This window comes from Aquidulcibacter sp. (genome assembly GCF_020253525.1).
GTDB lineage: Bacteria > Pseudomonadota > Alphaproteobacteria > Caulobacterales > Aquidulcibacteraceae > Aquidulcibacter.
In genome coordinates, this window is sequence record NZ_JADCBK010000046.1 from 1 (window position 1) to 19,678 (window position 19,678).

The window sequence follows — 19,678 nt, forward strand, 5'->3', positions numbered from 1 at the left end:
TTGAACGCGCGGCCCAAGGACGATAAGCCATTCTTGGCCTATGTTGCCTTGCAGGCAGTTCATATCCCTGTGCAGGCACCCCGCGAATACACTCAGAAATATGCCGGTCGCTTTGACGGCGGTTGGGACCAATTGCGCAAAGAGCGGTTTGAGCGCGCCAAGGCTTTGGGCCTGGTGTCGCAGGACGCAAAGCCACCTGCCATGCACGCCAGCATGCGAGCTTGGGACAGCCTGAGCCCAGAAGAAAAGAAGATGCAAGCCAAGGCGATGGAAGTCTATGCCGGCATGATCGAGGCGACCGATGCCCAGATCGGGCGTCTGGTGGCGCATTTGGACAAGACGGGTGAGTTGGAAAATACGATCTTCGTCATCACTTCCGATAATGGTCCAGAGCCCAGTAATCCCGGCGGCGAGCGCGGCTTTAACTTCTGGATGAAGACCCATGGCTATACGCACGACTTGGCCAATTTGGGTGAGCGTGGCAGCCATAATTGGATTGGTCCGGAATGGGCGAGTGCGGTGGCAACACCTGGTTATTTGTTCAAATTTTATACCTCCAGCGGTGGGTTACATGTGCCGATGGTGATGGCAGGACCCGGCATTGCCGCAGACAAAGCCGTCAATGCCGCAGCCTTTGTGCAGGACATTACGCCCACGTTGATCGACCTCGTGGGCGGGGCACCCGACATTGCAGGGTCTAAGCCGATTTCTGGGCGAAGCCTTGCCCCGGTGCTTTCTGGTCAAGCCCAGTCAGTCTATGGGCCAAATGATGCGGTCGGGGTGGAGGTGTCGGGCAATGCCGCCATCACCAAAGGCGATTACACGCTCGTGAAATATAACCCGCCCTATGGTGATAATCAGTGGCGGCTCTATCATGTCGTCAATGATCCTGGCCAAACGACGGACCTATCGGCGCAATTGCCCGAAGTTCGCGCTGATCTCGAACGTGCCTATGCCGCTTATGCCAAGGCCAATGGCGTGCTTGAATTGCCCAAGGGCTATAAGGTGCAGCGGGCGGCCGCACATAATAGTTTGATGCGTCAATTGAGCTTTTATGGCTGGCAATTGGCAGGTGTCGCATTGGTTTTGGCCCTTATTGTGTCCGCGCTCGTACGCGGCGCCCTTTCGATCATGTCCCGAAAAAAGAAGGCTGCCTGATGTCGGATGCTCCTACCCCGTCTCGTCTCCATGTCCTCGGGGCTGCAGGTTCACCCTATACCCGCAAAGTCATTGCGGCCTTACGCTACCGCCATATTCCCTATGCTCTACATTGGGGTAGCCACCGCAGCCCCATGCCGGGCTTTCCTGAAGCAAAGGTCAAGCTTCTGCCGACGGTCTATTTCCCGCAAGCCGGGGGTGGCTATGAGGCCCAAGTTGATTCCACGCCCATTCTGGCCCGTCTTGAGCGGGAGTTTGCCGGGCGCGCCTTAGTGCCGACCGATCCCGTAATGGCGTTTCTCGATCACCTCATTGAAGACTTTGCTGATGAGTGGCTGACCAAAGCGATGTTCCATTATCGCTGGGCAAGGGAAGCCGACATCGCCCATGCCGGTCCGCAACTGGTCTTCTGGCATGACACGACAACTTCGGATGCCGATGCTAAGGCCGCCTCAGACTTTATCTCAAAGCGCCAGATAGATCGCCTTTATGTCGTCGGCTCCAATGGCGTGACAGCCGCGACGATTGAGCACTCCTATGAACGTTTACTTGGCGTGCTCGAGAGTTTGATTCAGCCGACTGGCTTTGTGATGGGGGCAAGGCCCGGCACATCTGACTTTGGCCTCTATGGTCAATTGACCCAATTAGGCGTGGTTGATCCAACCCCGGCTGCCCTTTGTGCCGAGCGGGCACCCCGTCTGCGCGCGTGGATTGACCGGATGGAAGATCTTTCCGGGCTTGAGCCCAAAGAGATTGACTGGCTTGACCGCAAAGAAGCGAAAGCCCGCCTTGCACCCTTGTTGGCCGAGATTGGCCGCCTCTATGTGCCCTTCCTTTTGGCCAATGCCCAAGCCGCTCAAACAGGCGCTTCAAGCTTTGAGACACGCATTGACGGGCGGGCATGGACGCAACCAACCTTTGCCTATCAGGCCAAATGTTTGGCTTGGCTGAAAGATCACGCAAAGTCCCTGTCCGAAGCAGAAGGGGCGGCTTGCCGCGCCATTCTCGATGGCACTGGCTGCGAAGCGCTGTTTGAGATCACTTAGAATGAGATTTGGGGGAGAAGGACGTCATGCTGAAGAAAATCCTAGTGGGCGGCCTAATTGCCGTCGTGGGTTTGGGCGCATTGGCCTATGTAAAGCGGGTAGATATTGTTCTGGCGCTCGCTGCTTCCCAAAAGCGCAGCGATATTCCGGAGAACAAGCCCATTGCTTGGATGCAGGGTCCAGCGGCCGCCGAGGCGGCAACTGGCGACCGCCCACCCAATATCATTTTCATTCTGGCCGATGATTTGGGCTATAATGATATCTCGACCTTTGGTGGCGGTCTTGGCAATGGCAAGATCAAGACCCCCAATATTGATGCCTTGGCTGCCTCTGGGGTCGCCTTCCGCCAAGCCTATTCGGGTACCGCAAGCTGTGCGCCATCGCGCGCCATGATCATGACCGGGCGCTATCCAACCCGGACGGGTTTTGAATTCACCCCAACACCAGATGGCATGGGCCGGGTGGTGAAAATGGTGTCGGACTCGATGCGTGGCCAAAGCGGCATGCCGCCCGTTATCTATCATGCCGACCGGGTGGCTGAGATGCCGAAGTTCGACAAGCAGGGTTTGCCGGGTTCGGAAGTTACCATCGCCGAAGTTTTGAAGACGCGCGGCTATCATACCGTGCATATCGGCAAGTGGCACACAGGCCTTGGTCCTGAATTTGGGGCCAATGCACAAGGGTTTGACGAAAGCTTGTTGATGGCCAGTGGCCTACATCTGCCGGAAGATGATCCCAATGTCGTCAATGCCAAGCTTGATTTTGACCCAATCGACAAATTCCTCTGGGCGCGCATGGAATATGCTGCCTCCTATAATGATGGGGAATGGTTTAAGCCGCGCGGCTATTTGGCCGATTATTGGACCGATGAAGCGATCCAAGTCATCAAAGCCAATAAGAACCGGCCCTTTTTCATCAATCTCTCGCATTGGACCGTCCATACACCGCTACAAGCCAAGAAAGCTGATTATGATGCCGTGGGACCGATGAGCTCAGAGCGGGAGCGCGTCTATGCAGCCATGATTGTGGCTTTGGATCGCAGCGTTGGCCGGATCGTTCAAACGCTGAAGGAAGAGGGCATGGCCGACAACACGTTGATCGTATTCTCCAGCGACAATGGTGGGCCGGGCTATATTGGCCTGCCGGAGATCAACAAACCATTCCGCGGCTGGAAGCTCTCGCTGTTTGAAGGTGGCATCCGCGTGCCCATGTTCATGTCTTGGCCCGGCAAAATTCCAGCCGGCAGCCAAGTGCAAGCCCCAGTCGCCCATATTGATCTGATGCCCACATTAGCCGCCGCCGCTGGGGCAGCCCTACCCAAGGGCGTGGCGATTGATGGGGTGAATATTCTGCCCCATGCGAAGGGTAAGGCCGGCGATACCCGCCCGCATGAGACCATCTTTTGGCAAAGCGATGGCTATCGGGTTGTGCGCCATCTCGACTGGAAGCTGCAACTCGTCGATAAGCCGAGCGCGGTCTATCTGTATGATCTTGCGACCGATCCAACCGAGAAAACCAATCTGGCTGCGGCTCGCCCTGATATGGTCGCTAAGCTGCGCAAATTGTTGGACGACCATAAGGCCAATGGTCGCAAGCCGCTCTACCCTGCGACGCTGGAAGGCCCCATTGCCATCGACCGCGCTTTAGGCACCAAGGCGACCAAAGACGATGTCATCGCCTATTGGCCGAATTAGCACTGGACCATTGCATGAAGCCCTATTCCATCCACGTCCCTCCGTCCAAACTTGAGGATGTCCGATGGCGGGTTGCCGCTTTTCAATGGCCAGATGTGCCAGCCGATGAGGGGGTGGAGGATTGGTCGCGTGGGGCGTCTACCGCTTGGTTGAAGGGGCTGCAGGATTATTGGCTCCAGGCCTATGATTGGCGGGCGGTCGAGGCAGAGCTTAATCAACTGCCGCAGTTTCAAGTCACGCTAGACGGCCAAGATATTCATTTCTTGCATATTGTGGGCGAAGCTGGTGGCAAGCGGCCTCTCTTGCTCAGCCACGGCTGGCCAGGGTCCCCATTTGAGTTTCACAAAGTCATTGGCCCATTGGCGTTTCCATCCCAGCATGGTGGTAAGGCCGAAGATGCCTTTGATCTGATCATCCCCAGCCTGCCGGGCTATGGCTTTTCTGGCCCTCCGGCACGCCCCATCGGCCCGCGCACGACGGCGGGCCTGTTTCGCAAACTCATGGTCGAGGTTTTGGGCTATCAGTCCTTTATCGCCCAAGGCGGAGATTGGGGCTCGGTCATCACCGCGTGGTTGGGGCTGGATCATGCAGACGTCGTATCAGGTATTCATCTCAATATGCTGGGATTGCGCCCGGACGTCTCGACTTTGACGACGCCAGAGCGCGGTGCTTGGGCGCAAAAGTCCGCCGCAATGATGCAGGCTGGCGGGGCCTATTTCCAGCTTCAAACCACGCGCCCACAATTACTGGCCATGGCCGTAACAGACTCGCCCTTTGGACAGGCGGCTTGGATCGTTGAGAAATTTCAGAATTGGTCGGATGCGTCGCGCGGCAATCTCGACACGATTTTTGGCAAACGGGATCTGCTTACCAATGTCATGCATTATGTGCTGACCGACCGCTTTGCGACCTCGATCTGGTTTTATCGCGGGGTGTTGGAAGAGGGCAGCGGCTACTTCCTAAAGCCAGGCCAACGCATTGAGGTGCCAACGGGCTTTGCCAATTTCCCGGGCGATAGCATCTTCCCCAATCCACCCCGTGACTGGGTTGAGTTAGGCTATAACCTCCAGCATTGGACAGACATGCCCTATGGCGGGCATTTTGCCGCTTGGGAGGCACCAGACCTTTTTGTTCAGGATTTAGCTGGTTTTGGGCGGCGTATCGGTGGCTGAAGGCAGGTCCGCTAGCGAACGGCCAATCCGATAAAAACGCTCCGCACGTTGGGCGCGCAAGCCCTCAGCGTCGAGGGAATCGAGTTTATAAAGCTCTTTTTCAATGCCATCGGCCACAGCTTTCATGGCATTGGCGCGTGCCCGATGTGCCCCGCCTAATGGCTCTGGAATAATGCCATCGATGACGCCAAAGCCTAACAGGTCTTGGGCGGTGATCTTCATTGCGGTGGCGGCATCCTTGGCCCGATCGGCAGAGCGGTAAAGGATGGAGGCAGCACCTTCTGGCGAAATCACCGAATAGACTGAGTTCTCCAGCATCAGCACGCTATTGGCGGCAGCGATGGCAACCGCACCGCCAGAACCGCCTTCACCGGTGATGACGGAGACCATGGGCACACCAAGGGTCAAACAGCGCTCGGTCGCGCGCGCAATCGCCTCGGCTTGGCCGCGCGCTTCGGCGTCAAGGCCTGGATAAGCGCCAGCCGTATCAACAAAGGTCAGGACGCTTAAGCCGAATTTCTCGGCCATATCCATCAAGCGTACGGCTTTCCGGTAGCCTTCAGGCCGCGCCATGCCGAAATTATGTTTCAGGCGCTGAGGTGTTGTGCGGCCCTTCTCATGGCCCAGAACGACCACGCGGCGTCCCCGGAAGCGACCCATACCGCCCAGAATGGCAGCGTCCTCGCCAAACTTTCGGTCGCCTGCCAACTCGACATAGTCCGTGATCAGTTCTTCGACATAGTCCTTAAAGTGCGGCCTGTCAGGGTGGCGCGCAACTTGGGTGCGTCGCCACGGGTCTAAATTCTGATACAGGTCTGCTAAGGCGCGATTGGCCTTTTGGCGAAGCTTCGAGACTTCGGTGCGCACACTTTTCGCGCCGCTATTTTCCGCAGTCGCGTTCAGCTCATCGATCTTCTTTTCAAGATCGGCAATGGGTTTCTCGAAGTCGAGAAATGCGGGACGTTCAACCATGACAAACCGATTAAGCCTGTGCGTGCGCTTCGGCAAGCCTGCGCGCCAGTAGGCTCTTGGTTAAAAATGCCGCAATTTGGCCCTGATGCCTCCCAAACAAGGCCTTGTTGCGCCCTCCCTATCGTGTGAAACGTTCATAGAAGCGTTTGGAGGTAAGCCACATGATCCAAGTTCACGCCCACCTGTCCGGCCCCAGAGTCAGAATGACGTCCGCGGCCAAACAATTTATTGCAGCCATTTCCTTGTCAGCTTTGGTCGCAAGCTGTGGGACCAATCCGGCTACCTATGCCCAATATGCTGGCCCTGTCGGCCAGTCTGTGTCTACAGACGCAACCGATTACAATTGTCCGGCACCGGCAGTAGATGCCCAGCGCGGCTATCCCAGACGCGCCCGCATGGCTGTGGGCATGGCTTCGCCGACCATGATGCCTACGCCTCCGCCGCCGATGGCACCCCCGCCGCCACCCCCACCTCCACCACCTCCGCCAAGCCCAGTAGCGGTTGCCGATGAAGCTTTGTCTTCGGTCGTTGTCACGGGAACCCGCGTGGCACCCCCAACCTACAACTCGCCAGCCGAGGTTGCGGTTGTGGCCGGCAAGAGCGCTTCTTATGCCCCACCGCGCCAGTCTACGGAAAAATACCCGCTCGCGGCGCTCAATAGCGTCAAGCAAACTGCGGAGACCCCAGTTTCTACCTTTGCGATGGAGGTCGACACGGCTTCTTATGCCAATGCACGCCGCTTTGTGAGCGAGGGCAGTCTGCCGCGGGCCGATGCGGTGCGGGTCGAAGAGTTTTTGAATTACTTTGATTATGGCTATCCCAAGCCAAAGGACCGGAAATTACCTTTCTCCACCACGGTGGCAGTCGCGCCTTCCCCCTGGGCCGAAGACAAGCAAATCGTGCATGTTGGGCTTTCGGGTTATGATATCGCTCGCACCGAGCGCCCACCTTTGAACCTCACCCTCTTGATGGATGTGTCCGGTTCAATGATGGACGAAGACCGCTTGCCCTTGGCCAAGCGCGCTTTGGCCTTGTTGACGCCAAATCTGACGGCCCGAGATCGCGTCTCCATCGTCGTCTATGCGGGCGCAGCTGGTGTCGTTTTAAAACCAACTGCCGGGAACAATACCCGTGACATCATTTGTGCGCTCGAAGCTTTGCAGGCCGGAGGCTCTACCGCTGGCGGGGAGGGTATCCGCCTCGCTTATGAGATGGCGGCAAAAAACTATGATGCAAAAGGCGTCAATCGGGTGATCCTGATGACGGATGGCGATTTCAATGTCGGCATTTCTGACCCACGCGCGCTGCAATCCTATGTCACCGACCAGCGCAAGAAGGGCATTTATCTCTCTGTCTTTGGCTTTGGTCGTGGCAATTACAACGACACGATGATGCAAAGTCTGGCACAGAACGGCAATGGCGTGGCGACCTATATCGATACCATCCAAGAAGCCCGCAAAGTGTTTGACACTCAGATCAGCGGCACGCTTTTCCCCATCGCCGACGATGTGAAGGCGCAAGTCGAGTTCAATCCAGCACGCGTCAAGGAATGGCGCTTGATTGGTTATGAAACCCGTGCCCTAAACCGCGAGGACTTCAATAATGACGCGGTGGACGCCGGTGAAATTGGGGCAGGTCATCAAGTAACCGCGCTTTACGAAATCACCCCAATTGGTGCCCAAGGCAGCGTTGATCCCCTGCGCTATGGTGCCGCAAGCCCAACCCCCGCAACAGACAAGGCCAAGGAATTGGGGCTCTTGCGCCTGCGCTACAAGGTGCCGGGCGAGACGACATCGCGCTTGATAGAGCGGCCGATAACCGACGCTGATCGCAGTGCCAGCTTTGATCGCGCGCCAGAAGCAACCCGCTTTGCCGTGGCTGTGGCAGGCTATGCCCAGCTCCTGAGGCAAGATCCGTGGATCGGTAAAGGCTTTGGCTATGGCGATGTCGCCCGGATCGCGAAGGCAGCTAAGGGTGAAGATCGGTTTGGATTCCGCGATGAGTTTATCGATCTCGTCTCGCGCGCCGAAGGCCTAGAGCGTTTGCCCGGTAAAGGCCAAGACTAGCAGCACCTTTTGGGCGTGGTGGTACCTTTGCCCGCCACGCCCCTTTACTAGCCCAACAGCTTCAAGAACTTCACCAGTTTCCGGGTACGATCAGAGAAGAGTTTTGGCGTGAAATAGGCGCCTGCCGCGCGCTTGACGATTTCGCTGCGGGTTGGATAGGGCGAGATGAGGCTGGTAATGGCCCCCACACCTTTCTTATTGGCCATAGCAAGGCCCACAAGTTGGATGGCTTCGCCTGCCCCTTCACCGACGATGGTAGCACCCAGAATTTTGCCACCCTTGCCAATCACAAGCTTACAAAAGCCTTCAGTGGACCGCTCGGTCTGGGCGCGATCATTGTCCTCAAATTCAGCTTTCGTGACGGTCACGTCGCTGCCGAATTGTTCGCGCGCTTGGGCTTCTGTCAGGCCGATCTTAGCCACTTCTGGGTCGCAATAGGCCACGGCTGGCATATGGGCAACAACAGCCGTAGCAGGGGCCTTAAACACTGCATTGCGAATGAAAACGCTGGCGTGGAAGCCTGCTGCATGGGTCAATTGTTCTTTACCCGCCACATCGCCAATGGCCCAAACGCGGGGATTGGATAGGCTGCGCAAGCGCTCATCGGTGGTAACGCCTTTGCGGCTATAGCTGACATTGGCTTTATCAAGACCAATCGTCTCAACCCGCGCCGCCCGGCCAACAGCAACCAAAAGACGCTCGGCCTTTAGGACGCGACCATCTTCCAACGTGACCGAGACTTCGGCGTGATCGCCGGAAACCGCGACTGCCTTTGCGCCTTCTTGGACGGTTACGCCGTCTGCCAACAGGCTGGCGCGCACAATCTCCACCGCTTCAGGCTCTTGTGGACCCATAATGGTCATGGCCTCAACCACGGTCACCTGCGTGCCGAGGCGGGCGAAGGCTTGGCCAAGCTCAACCCCGACTACCCCACCCCCCAAAACGATCAAACTCTTGGGCTGGGTTGGTTGCGCAAAGACGGTCTCATTGGTCAGGAAGGGGGTGTCAGCAAGGCCGGGGATTGGCGGCACAAAGGCGGTCGCACCCGTGGCGATGACAAACTTCTGCGCCGTCACTGTGGCCGATGGGCTTTGTACGGTGCGCGGATCGATGAAGGCCGCATGTTCACGGAAAACGGTGCAGCCCAGGCCCTCAAAGCGCTCTTGGCTGTCGATGGGGGCGATGGTCTCAATCACCCCGTCAATATGGCCCCGCAGCCTATCCCAGTCGACCACGGCTTTGGCATTCCCAAGGCCATAGCGGCTGGCATGTTGCATGGAATGGGCGGCCTTCGCTGCCGCGATCAGGGCCTTAGAAGGAACGCAGCCTGTGTTGAGGCAATCGCCCCCCATTTCGCCTTCTTCATAGAGGACAACCGAAAGGCCAAGTTGGGCTGCACCTGCTGCCACCGATAGGCCCGCAGCGCCTGCCCCAATCACACACATATCGACGTTGAGTTCTTGCGGGCTCATGCTTTTTTCAGCCTCGATTGGACAAACTTCCACACAGTGGGCAACAGCGCCAAAGCTGCCAAGCCCAACAGAGGTCCCATCACTTCGGGATTATAAATGATCTTGAGGTCTGGCGTTTGGCCTTGCGAGATCAAATGCTCAATCCCATTGCCCAACGAGGCATAGACATAGCAGCCGGGAAGAATGCCGATGGCAGTGGCCAGCACGAAGGTGCGCAGCGGCACCCCTAAAAAGCCTGCAGCCAGATTGATCCCAAAAAACGGTGCGACGGGTAGAAGGCGTAGGGTCAGCAAATAACCAAAAGCATTCTTCTGAAAGCCCTTTTCCAATCGGTCGATAAACCCACCGGCACGTGCCCGCAGCCCACCGCCTAAGGCAGACTGGGTGGCCATAAACAAAATCGTCCCGCCAATCGTGGCCGAAGTCGAGGCAATGGCGGTCGCGAAAATAGGGCCAAAGAGTGGGCCAAACATGGGCCCAAACAAAAAGCCACCGGCAATCGTAATCCAAATCGCCCCTGGCAAGGCAATCGTCGTCGCGAAGATGTAGATGCCCATATAACAGGCGATGACAAGAAGGGGGTTGGTTGTCACCAACTGGCGCAGAACTTCGCTTTGCTTGGCCAAAACATCAAATGAAAGATATTTGTGCCAGCCCATCGATATGGCTAAGATCAGACCCAAGGCGATGACCACCAGTGGGCCGAAACGTTTGATGGCTTGCATGTTTAAGAACCTGACGTCGCATTGATGGACCAATCATAATCATCCCCCACAATGCGGGCATTAGTCATTTGGGCCAAGAGGGGTGGTGCCGCATAACGGCGCAAATGGGTGAGAATTCCAGCCTCATTATTCCCAAAGTCGACTTTGAACCATTGGTAAATTGAGGAGACGCGCAGTTTCTGCGGTCCAACGACGCGTACGCCGCGCGGTGAATTGATAAAGGCACGCGCCGCCGCGTCGAGATCAGCTTCAAGGCTTTCTGCCCGCCACCCGCGTCTGCCAAGGTTTGGGCATCCGATTGAGGCGCAATTGACCGAATAATGGACGCGCGGGTCGCGCCATTGTTTGCGCATGATGCCGTGTTCAATATCGTCGAGCGACAATTGCTTGCCCTCCACCCGCACGCGCGGTTCTTTCCAAGGGCCCATCGCCAGGAGGTTTGGCTTAATGTCGCGAATGGATTTGACGGGGAAGCGCGCCAACACGACTTGGATAGTGATGGCGTTATAAAGATTGGCCCAAGTTGCAAATTGGCTGGCTTTAGGCAGGGCTGAAATCTTGATGGCTGCAAGTCCTGCCACGACGCTGTCTAAGGCGCGCATATCTGCCGCATTGGCCTTCCAAGCCGCATAATCGACCCGGTTCAGGCCGGTAGAATCAGGGCGAACATAGCGGCCCAATAGCTCATCCCACACAGCCTGCGGGGACCTTCCAGGGGCGGCTTCCAAGTCAGGCGGGGGCAGGGTCATTAGGGCCGCACTTCCAATTACGAGGCTTCTGCGCGAAATCATGGCCACTCCTAACCTATTCTTGCCGCTTGATACGCTTTTTTCTGCAGGGCGGTTGCACAATGGCTGCAGGAGGTGGCCCATTGGTCTTCACCTTGGGGCCAAAACCGCGTAGGTCGAACCTATGAAAGCTGCTGTCATCATCTACCCCGGATCAAATTGTGACCGCGATTGCAAGGTCGCTTTGGAGCGCTCAGTCGATGCGCATGTCTCCATGGTCTGGCATAAAGAGACCAGCCTGCCAGAAGGCCTAGACCTGATCGTTTTGCCCGGTGGCTTTTCGTATGGGGATTATTTGCGCTGTGGCGCGATGGCAGCCCTTTCCCCTGTCACCCGTGCCGTGGTGGACGCAGCCAAGGCTGGTGTGCCCGTCCTTGGGATTTGCAATGGCTTCCAAGTTCTGTGTGAGACGGGCCTTCTGCCCGGCGCTCTTTTGCGCAATGCCAGCCTGAAATATGTCTGCAAGCCCGTGACGCTGGAAGTAACCAATGCCGCCACCCCCTTCACCCGCGCTTTTGGCAATCGCTCCGAAGCCGTGATGACCGTGGGCAATGGCGAGGGCAATTATTTTGCCGAAGACGCGGTGCTTGATGCGCTTGAACAAGAAAACCGCGTCGCCTTCCGCTATAAGGAAGAGGTCAATGGTTCGTTGAGGCGCATAGCGGGCATTGTGGACCCAACTGGCCGCATCCTTGGCATGATGCCCCACCCAGACCGTGCATTTGAAGCCGAATTGGGCAGCGCCGACGGGGCCTTGGTGTTCCAAAGTCTCTTGGAAGCAGCCTAATCTGTCATTGTTCGTCCGAAAGTGACGGGCAGGGGTCGACTCCGCTGGTTTTGCCATTAAGTCACGCCCATGGATTCTCTGGCTTATAAGATTGAAACACGCAGCGCGTGGGCACAGGCCCAAGGTGCTGGCGTCTATACTGGCTCTGCCCTCGATGTGGCGGATGGGTTCATCCACCTGTCCGCACGAGATCAAGTGCGCACGACATTGTCGCTCTGGTTCAAGGACCAGCCCGACTTGATCTTGGCCACCATTGATCTCAGCCAGCTAGGCGACACCGTGGTGTGGGAAGCCTCGCGAGGCGGGGCCCTATTTCCCCATATCTATGGCCCAATTCCCATGTCGGCTGTGCAAGGAATGATCGATTTGCCGCTATTGGCTGATGGTGGGCATGCGCTTCCGGTGAGGTTCCCATGATCGACCTTTACGCGAAAGCGACTGCGGCTTTACGTGCCTTGCCGGCGGAGACGGCCCATCAGGCCACAATCGCCAGCTTGAAGGCGGGCCTTGGCCCAAAGGCCAAGCCAGATCGCCCGGAAGAGGCGGTTGAACTCGCAGGCCTCACATTGCCAAACCGCATCGGCCTAGCTGCGGGCTTTGATAAAAATGCCGAAGTGCCCGACGCCATGTTGGCCGCTGGGTTTGGCTTTGTCGAATGCGGCACAGTCACCCCGCGCCCGCAAGCAGGTAACCCCAAACCCCGCTTGTTCCGCTTGGTTGAAGATCAGGCCGTGATCAATCGCATGGGCTTTAACAATGAAGGCCTGACCCATTTTGTGAACCGCCTACGCGCGCGCGCCCATCGGCCCGGCATTGTGGGGGCCAATATCGGGGCCAATAAGGATAGCGAGGATCGTATCGCAGACTATTGCGAAGGTCTGCGCCGGGTGTGGCTGCATGCCTCCTATATCACGATCAATATTTCTTCGCCCAACACACCGGGCTTGCGCGCCTTACAAACCCGCGCGGCACTGGAAGATCTTTTGGGCCAGGTCATGGTTTTGGCCGAAGCCCAAACCCGCGCCCATGGCCGCAGGCCTGTCTTTTTGAAAGTCGCCCCAGACTTGGACGAAGATGAAGTGCGCGCCATTGCCGAAACCGTGGTGGCACAAAAGATTGATGCGCTGATTGTCTCCAACACCACGGTCGACCGCCCCGATTACCTCAAGGCCCAGCATAAGGGCGAACAGGGGGGATTGTCGGGTCGGCCCGTCTTTGAAAAGTCGACCCGATTGCTGAAAGAGTTTAAGGGCGCACTCGGCAATACCATGCCTCTGATCGGTGTGGGCGGGGTGGCTTCCGCCCAAGATGCGCAAGCCAAATTTGAAGCCGGGGCCGATGCGATCCAGCTCTATACCGCTTTGGTCTTTGAAGGGCCGGGCCTCGTCCAGAAAATCAAGGACGGGTTGAGGACAGGCTGAGCCAATGCGCCTCTTGCCCATTGTCCACCACCCGAACTACACCGCCGACACGCCAGACGGTCATCGTTTTCCGATGCAGAAATTTGCCCAGCTGGCCGATATCTTGCGGGCTGAGGGCCTCGCCCCGCATGGCTTCGTCACCCCTGATCCCGTCATGCGGGAAGATTTGATCCGTGCCCATACGCCCGCTTATGTCGATGCGGTCTTGAGCCGGACCTTAGACCCCGCAGCGGTGCGGCGCATCGGCTTTAGCTTGACCGAACGCGTGGTCCTGCGCGCACAATTGGCGACAGCCGGCACGCTTCTTGCCGCCCGCCTCGCCCTACAAGAGGGCCTCGCCTGCAATAGCGCGGGCGGCAGTCATCATGCCAGGGCCGATCAAGGGGCAGGCTTTTGTGTCTTCAATGATGTGGCCGTTGCCGCTTCGGTCCTTCTGGCAGAAGGGTCTGTGAAGCAGATCTTGGTGGTGGACCTAGATGTGCACCACGGCGATGGCACCGCCTTGATCTTCCAGAATGAGCCGCGCGTCTTCACCTTTTCCCTGCATTGCGACGATAATTGGCCCTTAGAAAAGCCGCCTTCTGATTTAGACGTCGCGCTAGCGAAGGGGACGGGCGATGCGGCCTATCTTGCCGCATTAGATGAGAGTCTGCAGGCAGTGTTGGATCAGGTGCGCCCGGATGTGGTGTTCTATATCGCGGGCGTTGACCCACATCAGGATGATCGCTTGGGCAAACTCGCCTTGACCGATCAAGGCCTGATGAGCCGCGAACGCCGCGTCATTGAAGCCGTCCGCAGGCGGGCCATTCCTTTAGTCACGGTGCTTGGTGGTGGATATGGCCACGATGTAAACGCCGTGGCGCGGCGACACAGCTTTGTGTTTCATGCCGCGGCGGATTTTTTGGCGGGGTGAGGGGGTGGCGTTTGCGCACGTAGTCCTCGATGAGACCGACGACTGTCTCCAATTCCTCTAGATTCGCACGATCAGAAAATCGCAAGACGTGATAACCAAGGCCCATGAGATGAAAGTCACGATCTTGATCACGAACTTGGACTTCTGGAAGGCGATGTACTCCGCCATCTATTTCAACAATCAAGCGATGCATCAGGCATGCAAAATCAACCACGTGGCCATGGATGGGCACTTGGCGACGAAACTTGAGCCCAGGGATTTGCCGATTGCGAACTCTATTCCAAAAGATTTCTTCGGACTTCGTAGGACGGTGCCGCAATGCGCGTGCGCGCTTTAGAATAAGTGGAGGAATATTTGGCATGAAGATCATGCTACAAACAAATTTAAGGGTGTAAATGCCCTCACCCCCGACCCCTCTCCCAAAGGTAGAGGGGAGAGTTCTTGCGCGTCAAGTTGACGGACTGAAGGGTCGTTTTTCATCTGGAAGGCTTTGGTGTAGGCCGTGCCTACACCAAAGGCCAACTTTGATTGTTTGTGGGCGATTTGCCGGGTCAAGTCCGCTTCGCGCCGCTGCGCGGCAGATTTCCGAAGGAAATCTGGACTTGACGCGACCAATCGCCCAGTCACGCTACAGGAAGCGGTTTTGGTAACCAGAATGGGCACCAAACCGCTTCCAAGTGATAGCTAAGTGTGCCCTCATCACGAGAGGGGCTCTCCGGTGACTGAAGGCCTATTCCGCCGCGACCGCGCCATAGCCCATGACGGCTTTGACTTCGAGGAATTCTTCGAGGCCGAAGTCGCCCCATTCGCGGCCATTGCCCGATTGCTTATAGCCGCCAAAGGGGGCCACGGTGTCGGTGCTGGCACCATTGATGTGGATCATGCCCGCGCGGATTTGCTTGGCCACAGCGCGCGCATGGTCGAGGTTTTCTGACTGCACATAGCCAGACAGACCATACACCGTGTCATTGGCCATGCGGATGGCGTCGGCCTCGGTGTCATAGGGGATCATGGTCAGCACGGGGCCGAAGATTTCTTCCCGTGCGATCGTGGTGTCATTAGTTTCGCTGACAAACACGGTTGGGCGCACGAAATAGCCCTTGTTGAAGCCTTCGGGGCGGCCAAGGCCACCAGCGACCAAGGTTGCCTCCTTCATGCCGATTTCGATCAAGGATTGAACCTTTTCGAACTGGCGGCCATTGGCCAGCGGCCCCATGGCAAAGCGCTTGTCGCCAGCAGGGTCTGCCACCACAACCGATTCAGCGGTAGCCTTTGCGATGGCTACGGCTTCATCCAGCTTTGGACGGGGCACAAACATGCGGGTTGGGGCATTACAGGACTGGCCCGAATTGGTCATGACTTGCATGACGCCCGACGAAACCGCTTTTTGAATGTCGGCATCTTCTAGAACGATATTGGGGGACTTGCCGCCCAACTCTTGGGCAATGCGTTTCACCGTTGGGGCCGCACTCTTGGCGATCTCAATACCTGCGCGGGTAGAGCCGGTGAAGGAGACGAAATCGACTTCTTCATGGGTCGACAAAACGCTACCAACGCCTGGGCCATCGCCATTGACGAGGTTGAACACGCCCTTAGGCACGCCAGCTTCATGAATGATGTCGGCCAAAATCATGGCGTCGAGCGGGGCAAGTTCGGATGGTTTCAACACCATGGTGCAGCCAGCCGCCAAAGCGGGGCCAACTTTGCAGCCAATTTGGTTCATCGGCCAGTTCCATGGGGTGATCAGGCTGCAGACGCCAATCGCTTCATAGCGAATGCGGGTATTGCCACGCGAATGTTCCCACGTGAATTCTTTGAGCGCATTCAATGCCCCCATCAATTGGCCGAGGCCCGCTGGGGCTTGAGCAGCCGTTGCCAGCCACATGGGTGCACCCATTTCTTGGCTGATCGCATGGGCGATTTCAGGCAGCTTTGCCGAGTAAAGCGCGATGATTTTTTCAAGCAGCGCGATGCGCTCATCATGGCTGGTTTCAGAGAACGCAGGGAAAGCAGCGCGGGCGGCAAGGATGGCCTTCACGGCATCTGCTTCGCTGCCCAGAGAGATGACGGCAATAGGCTCTTCCGTTGCCGGATTGATGACATGGTGATCGCGTGGCGTGACTGGATCAACCCAAGCGCCGTCGATATAAAATTGTTTGCGTTCAATCATGGCAGACTCCCTTGTGCGTTTCTCAACCCCGTTGATCGGGGCTTGTGCATAGCGGCTTCTTCATACCAAGGTCCAAGCGCCATGGCGAGGGACCTACACATGAATTTTATTGCACAGTTCGCAAAAGAGACGCCGGCTCACGGCCTAGCGGCGGCGTAGCGAGCCCATCAGGCCGCGCATCAATTCCCGCCCGATGGTGGAACTGGCTTGGCGCACCATGGTCTTCATCGCAGTCTCAGCTAAGCTTTGACGCGATCGGCCAGAGCGGCCACGCGTGGAGCCAAAAATCGTGCCCAAAAGGCCACCATTATCCTCTGGCTCATCCGCTTGGCGTGTGGGTTTCGACCGGCTTGGCTCTGGCGCTTCTATCTCCGCCTGTTGGGCTTCAAGTTCGGCCGCCTTCCGCTCGAGAATTTCAAACGCACTTTCACGGTCAATTACGGCATCATAGCGCGGGCCGATGGGGCTGGCTGAAATCACGCGGGCGCGCGCTTCAGGCGAGCAGGGGCCAACTTGGCTTAAGGGCGGGCGGATAAAGGTGCGCTCCACGATGGTGGGAATGCCCTTATCATCAAGCGTCGAGACCAAAGCCTCCCCCACGCCCAAGGCCGTGATCATGTCTTCGGTCTTAAAGCGAGGATTGGGGCGGAAGCTTTCCGCAGCAATCCGTACCGCCTTGGTTTCGCTGGGGGTATAGGCGCGCAAAGCGTGCTGAACCCGGTTGCCCAATTGCGCCAATACGGTTTCTGGAATGTCTTGTGGGTTCTGGGTGACGAAATAAATGCCCACGCCCTTTGATCGGATCAGACGCACCACTTGTTCGATTGTATTCAGCAGGGCTTTGGGCGCATCGCGGAACAATAAATGGGCTTCGTCAAAGAAGAATACCATTTTCGGCCGGTCCATATCGCCGACTTCGGGCAATTGCTCGAACAATTCCGACAGCATCCACAATAAGAAAGTGGAATAGAGCGTCGGGCTTTGGACCAAACGGTCTGCGGCTAGAATATTGACAATACCCTTGCCGGACAAATCGGTGCGCATGAAGTCGCGCAGATCAAGGGCTGGCTCACCAAAGAAGCCATCGGCACCGGCTTGATCCAATTGCATGATTTTGCGCTGGAGGGCGGCAATCGATTGTGGCGTCACAAGGCCATATTTCTTCGACACCATGCTGTCATTTTCAGCCATGAAGTCGAGAATGGCTTTGAGGTCCTTCATGTCCAACAGGAAAAGGCCTTCTTCATCGGCCATTTTGAAGGCAACCGCCAAAGCCCCTTCTTGTGCGTCACTGACTTCCATCAGGCGGGCAAGAAGCGTGGGGCCCATTTCTGAAATGGTGGTGCGAATGGGGTGACCCTTCTGGCCATAGAGGTCCCAATACACGACGGGGGTCGACTCACTTCTATAGTCAGTCAGGCCAATTTGTTCGGCGCGCGCTTTAAACGGGGCTGAAGGCTCCCACGATTGGCTCATGCCCGATAGGTCGCCTTTGATGTCGGCTGCAAAGACGGGCACGCCCGCGCGCGAAAAGCCCTCGGCCAAGACCTGAAGCGTCACGGTCTTGCCCGTGCCGGTCGCCCCCGCGACCAAGCCATGACGATTGGCCCGCTTCAACAAAAGCTCGATGGAGGTAAGTGGTTCGCCACCGGCGCCGATCAGAATGGACTCACTCATGGGTTACACCAAATCCTTCTAAATGCTGGAGAAAAGGCCTGACTTCACCTTATTGCTGTCTGTTAAACTTGTTAAGGGTAGCGGCGGGAATTTAACCCGTCACCAAGGGACCAATCAGGCCAATAGCCGCAGCAATGGTCAGAACTCCAAACAGATTCAACGCAAAACCAATGCGCAGCATTTCAGACTGTTTGGGGGCTCCGGTTGCATAGGCGATGGCATTGGCAGCTGTTGCAATCGGCAGCATGAAGCCAAAGCTTGCCGCAAAGGTTGCTGACGCCCCGATCAAAAAGGCATCGCCCCCCGATCCCGCGACCATGGCGGTCAGAACGGGCAACATGGCGGTCAAGGTTGCGACATTAGAGGCAAGCTCTGACAGAAAGACCGTCGCGCCTACGAGGATTAAGACCACCAGTAGGATGGGTAAAGCGCCAATGCCCGCCATATGGCTGCCGATATAGGTCGAAAGCCCGGTTGCTTCTAAAGCGGCGGCCATCGACAGGCCTCCGCCAAACAGGATGGCGATGCCCCATGGGATGCGCTCAGCCACATCCCAACCGAGAAGGGCTCTATTGGGCTCGGCTTTGTCGCCCGAAGGCACAACAAACAAAGCAACCGCACCCAAAATGGCGATCACCATGTCGGTCAGGCCTTGAAGACCGGGCAATTTGCTTAAAGGTTCGCGCAGGATCCAAGCCAAAGCGACAGCTAGGAAGATCGCCATCACACGGGCTTCTTTCGGGCTCATCGGGCCTAAAGCGCGGGCTTCTGCCGCAATCACGTCGCGGGCGGTATCATCGCCCATATGGGCGGGGAGGCGATAGGCAATTTTGGTCAAGATCACCCACGTTAAGGGCACCATCACAAGGATTATGGCCCCACCAATCGCCATCCACTCCGGAAAGCTGAGGCCCACCCCATTGGCCTCTAGCCATTTGGCCCCAATCAGATTGGTGGGCGAGCCAATAGGCGTTCCGATCCCGCCGATGGAGGCGCAATAGGCCACACCCAAAACACACGCGGCCATCAGCTTCCGCCGCTCCGGCCCAGCCGGTGCTGCTGCCGTGCACACAGCAAGGGCAATCGGTGTCATCATCAAAGCCGTGGCGGTGTTCGATATCCACATCGACAGCAAGGTCGTGGCAATCATAAAGCCGCCAACAATAGCTGCAGGGCTGGAGCCCACTGCTGCGAGAATATGGATTGCAATACGGCGGTGCAGGCCCGATTGCTCAATGGCTGCCGCAATCATAAAGCCGCCGATGAATAAGAAGATGATCGGATCGGCATAGGGCGCTGCGGCATCAACCGGCTTTAAGACACCCAACAACGGAAGCATGCCCAAGGGCAAAAGGGCGGTCGCAGCAACCGGTATCGCCTCACTCACCCACCAGATGATCATCAAGGCCAAGAGACTGAGGGCTTTCCAAGCCTTGGGGTCCAGGCCTTCGGGGGCACCAACCCACAGCATGATCGCGGCGACCACGAGCCCTAAGACAAAGCCGATCTTTTGACCGACACCGGAAGTGCCATGGCCTTCTTCAAAATCTGTCTCATGGACGGGTTGCGGCATTGGGTTTCCTCAAATGTGTCACGCTTCATGACTGATAGTCAGGG

The 19,678-nt window shown here is 57.2% G+C and carries 17 protein-coding genes; 9 read left to right on the plus strand and 8 right to left on the minus strand.

Features of this window, described 5'->3' with window-relative positions; all coding sequences use genetic code 11:
- From IOB61_RS05955 to IOB61_RS05970, 4 genes are all read left to right on the plus strand, one after another.
- On the plus strand, positions 1–1,158 hold a 1,158-nt coding region (locus IOB61_RS05955; protein ID WP_290813625.1), incomplete at its 5' end, for a sulfatase-like hydrolase/transferase.
- A complete protein-coding gene (locus IOB61_RS05960; RefSeq protein ID WP_290813628.1) occupies positions 1,158–2,204 on the plus strand; it encodes a glutathione S-transferase N-terminal domain-containing protein in 1,047 nt (348 codons plus the stop codon). The genes IOB61_RS05955 and IOB61_RS05960, both read left to right, overlap by 1 nt.
- A gap of 26 nt (positions 2,205–2,230) precedes the next feature.
- Complete coding sequence (locus IOB61_RS05965; RefSeq protein ID WP_290813631.1) at positions 2,231–3,898, plus strand: sulfatase-like hydrolase/transferase; 1,668 nt, start codon at positions 2,231–2,233, stop codon at positions 3,896–3,898.
- A gap of 14 nt (positions 3,899–3,912) precedes the next feature.
- Positions 3,913–5,070, plus strand: a complete 1,158-nt coding sequence (locus IOB61_RS05970) for an epoxide hydrolase family protein (RefSeq protein WP_290813634.1) — start codon at positions 3,913–3,915, stop codon at positions 5,068–5,070.
- Here the strand turns inward: IOB61_RS05970 and IOB61_RS05975 are convergent.
- Positions 5,038–6,042: an acetyl-CoA carboxylase carboxyltransferase subunit alpha gene (locus IOB61_RS05975; RefSeq protein WP_290813637.1), complete on the minus strand. Its 1,005-nt coding sequence runs from the start codon at positions 6,040–6,042 to the stop codon at positions 5,038–5,040. The genes IOB61_RS05970 and IOB61_RS05975 overlap by 33 nt on opposite strands.
- A 203-nt stretch (positions 6,043–6,245) precedes the next feature.
- Here IOB61_RS05975 and IOB61_RS05980 point away from each other — a divergent pair, with 203 nt between their 5' ends.
- Positions 6,246–8,108, plus strand: coding sequence for a VWA domain-containing protein (locus tag IOB61_RS05980; protein WP_290813640.1), 1,863 nt, complete (start codon positions 6,246–6,248; stop codon positions 8,106–8,108).
- A 47-nt stretch (positions 8,109–8,155) separates the two neighbouring features.
- On the opposite strand, the gene IOB61_RS05985 is transcribed toward IOB61_RS05980, so the two are convergent.
- Genes IOB61_RS05985 through IOB61_RS05995 form a run of 3 tightly spaced genes read right to left on the minus strand, consistent with a single transcriptional unit; the run spans position 8,156 to position 11,096 of the window.
- A complete protein-coding gene (locus tag IOB61_RS05985; RefSeq protein ID WP_290813643.1) occupies positions 8,156–9,580 on the minus strand; it encodes an FAD-dependent oxidoreductase in 1,425 nt (474 codons plus the stop codon).
- Entirely contained in the window at positions 9,577–10,305 is a 729-nt protein-coding gene (locus IOB61_RS05990; RefSeq protein WP_290813646.1) for a VTT domain-containing protein, read from the minus strand. Before IOB61_RS05990 ends, IOB61_RS05985 begins: the two co-directional genes overlap by 4 nt.
- Positions 10,306–10,307: 2 nt before the next feature.
- Complete coding sequence (locus tag IOB61_RS05995) at positions 10,308–11,096, minus strand: DUF547 domain-containing protein (protein ID WP_290813649.1); 789 nt, start codon at positions 11,094–11,096, stop codon at positions 10,308–10,310.
- A gap of 121 nt (positions 11,097–11,217) precedes the next feature.
- On the opposite strand from IOB61_RS05995, the gene purQ reads away from it, so the two are divergent.
- The 4 genes from purQ to IOB61_RS06015 all read left to right on the plus strand — a co-directional run bounded on the left by purQ (position 11,218) and on the right by IOB61_RS06015 (position 14,214).
- Positions 11,218–11,880, plus strand: a complete 663-nt coding sequence (gene purQ / locus IOB61_RS06000) for a phosphoribosylformylglycinamidine synthase subunit PurQ (protein WP_290813652.1) — start codon at positions 11,218–11,220, stop codon at positions 11,878–11,880.
- Positions 11,881–11,949: 69 nt separating this feature from the next.
- Positions 11,950–12,297, plus strand: coding sequence for a DUF952 domain-containing protein (locus IOB61_RS06005; RefSeq protein ID WP_290813655.1), 348 nt, complete (start codon positions 11,950–11,952; stop codon positions 12,295–12,297).
- Positions 12,294–13,301, plus strand: a complete 1,008-nt coding sequence (locus IOB61_RS06010; protein ID WP_290813658.1) for a quinone-dependent dihydroorotate dehydrogenase — start codon at positions 12,294–12,296, stop codon at positions 13,299–13,301. Before IOB61_RS06005 ends, IOB61_RS06010 begins: the two co-directional genes overlap by 4 nt.
- Before the next feature lie 4 nt (positions 13,302–13,305).
- The gene (locus tag IOB61_RS06015; protein WP_290813660.1) at positions 13,306–14,214 is read left to right on the plus strand and encodes a histone deacetylase; all 909 of its coding nucleotides are present in this window, start codon (positions 13,306–13,308) and stop codon (positions 14,212–14,214) included.
- Here IOB61_RS06015 and IOB61_RS16810 read toward each other — a convergent pair.
- From IOB61_RS16810 to IOB61_RS06030, 4 genes are all read right to left on the minus strand, one after another.
- Entirely contained in the window at positions 14,117–14,584 is a 468-nt protein-coding gene (locus IOB61_RS16810; RefSeq protein WP_367272816.1) for an endonuclease domain-containing protein, read from the minus strand. The two genes, IOB61_RS06015 and IOB61_RS16810, sit on opposite strands and share 98 nt — an antisense overlap.
- A gap of 360 nt (positions 14,585–14,944) precedes the next feature.
- Entirely contained in the window at positions 14,945–16,384 is a 1,440-nt protein-coding gene (locus IOB61_RS06020; RefSeq protein WP_290813662.1) for an aldehyde dehydrogenase family protein, read from the minus strand.
- A 144-nt stretch (positions 16,385–16,528) separates the two neighbouring features.
- A complete protein-coding gene (locus tag IOB61_RS06025; protein WP_290813664.1) occupies positions 16,529–18,061 on the minus strand; it encodes a helicase HerA-like domain-containing protein in 1,533 nt (510 codons plus the stop codon).
- 91 nt (positions 18,062–18,152) lie between these two features.
- Positions 18,153–19,634 (minus strand): DASS family sodium-coupled anion symporter, encoded by a 1,482-nt coding sequence (locus tag IOB61_RS06030; RefSeq protein ID WP_290813667.1) that lies wholly within the window; start codon positions 19,632–19,634, stop codon positions 18,153–18,155.
- Positions 19,635–19,678 lie beyond the last annotated feature (44 nt).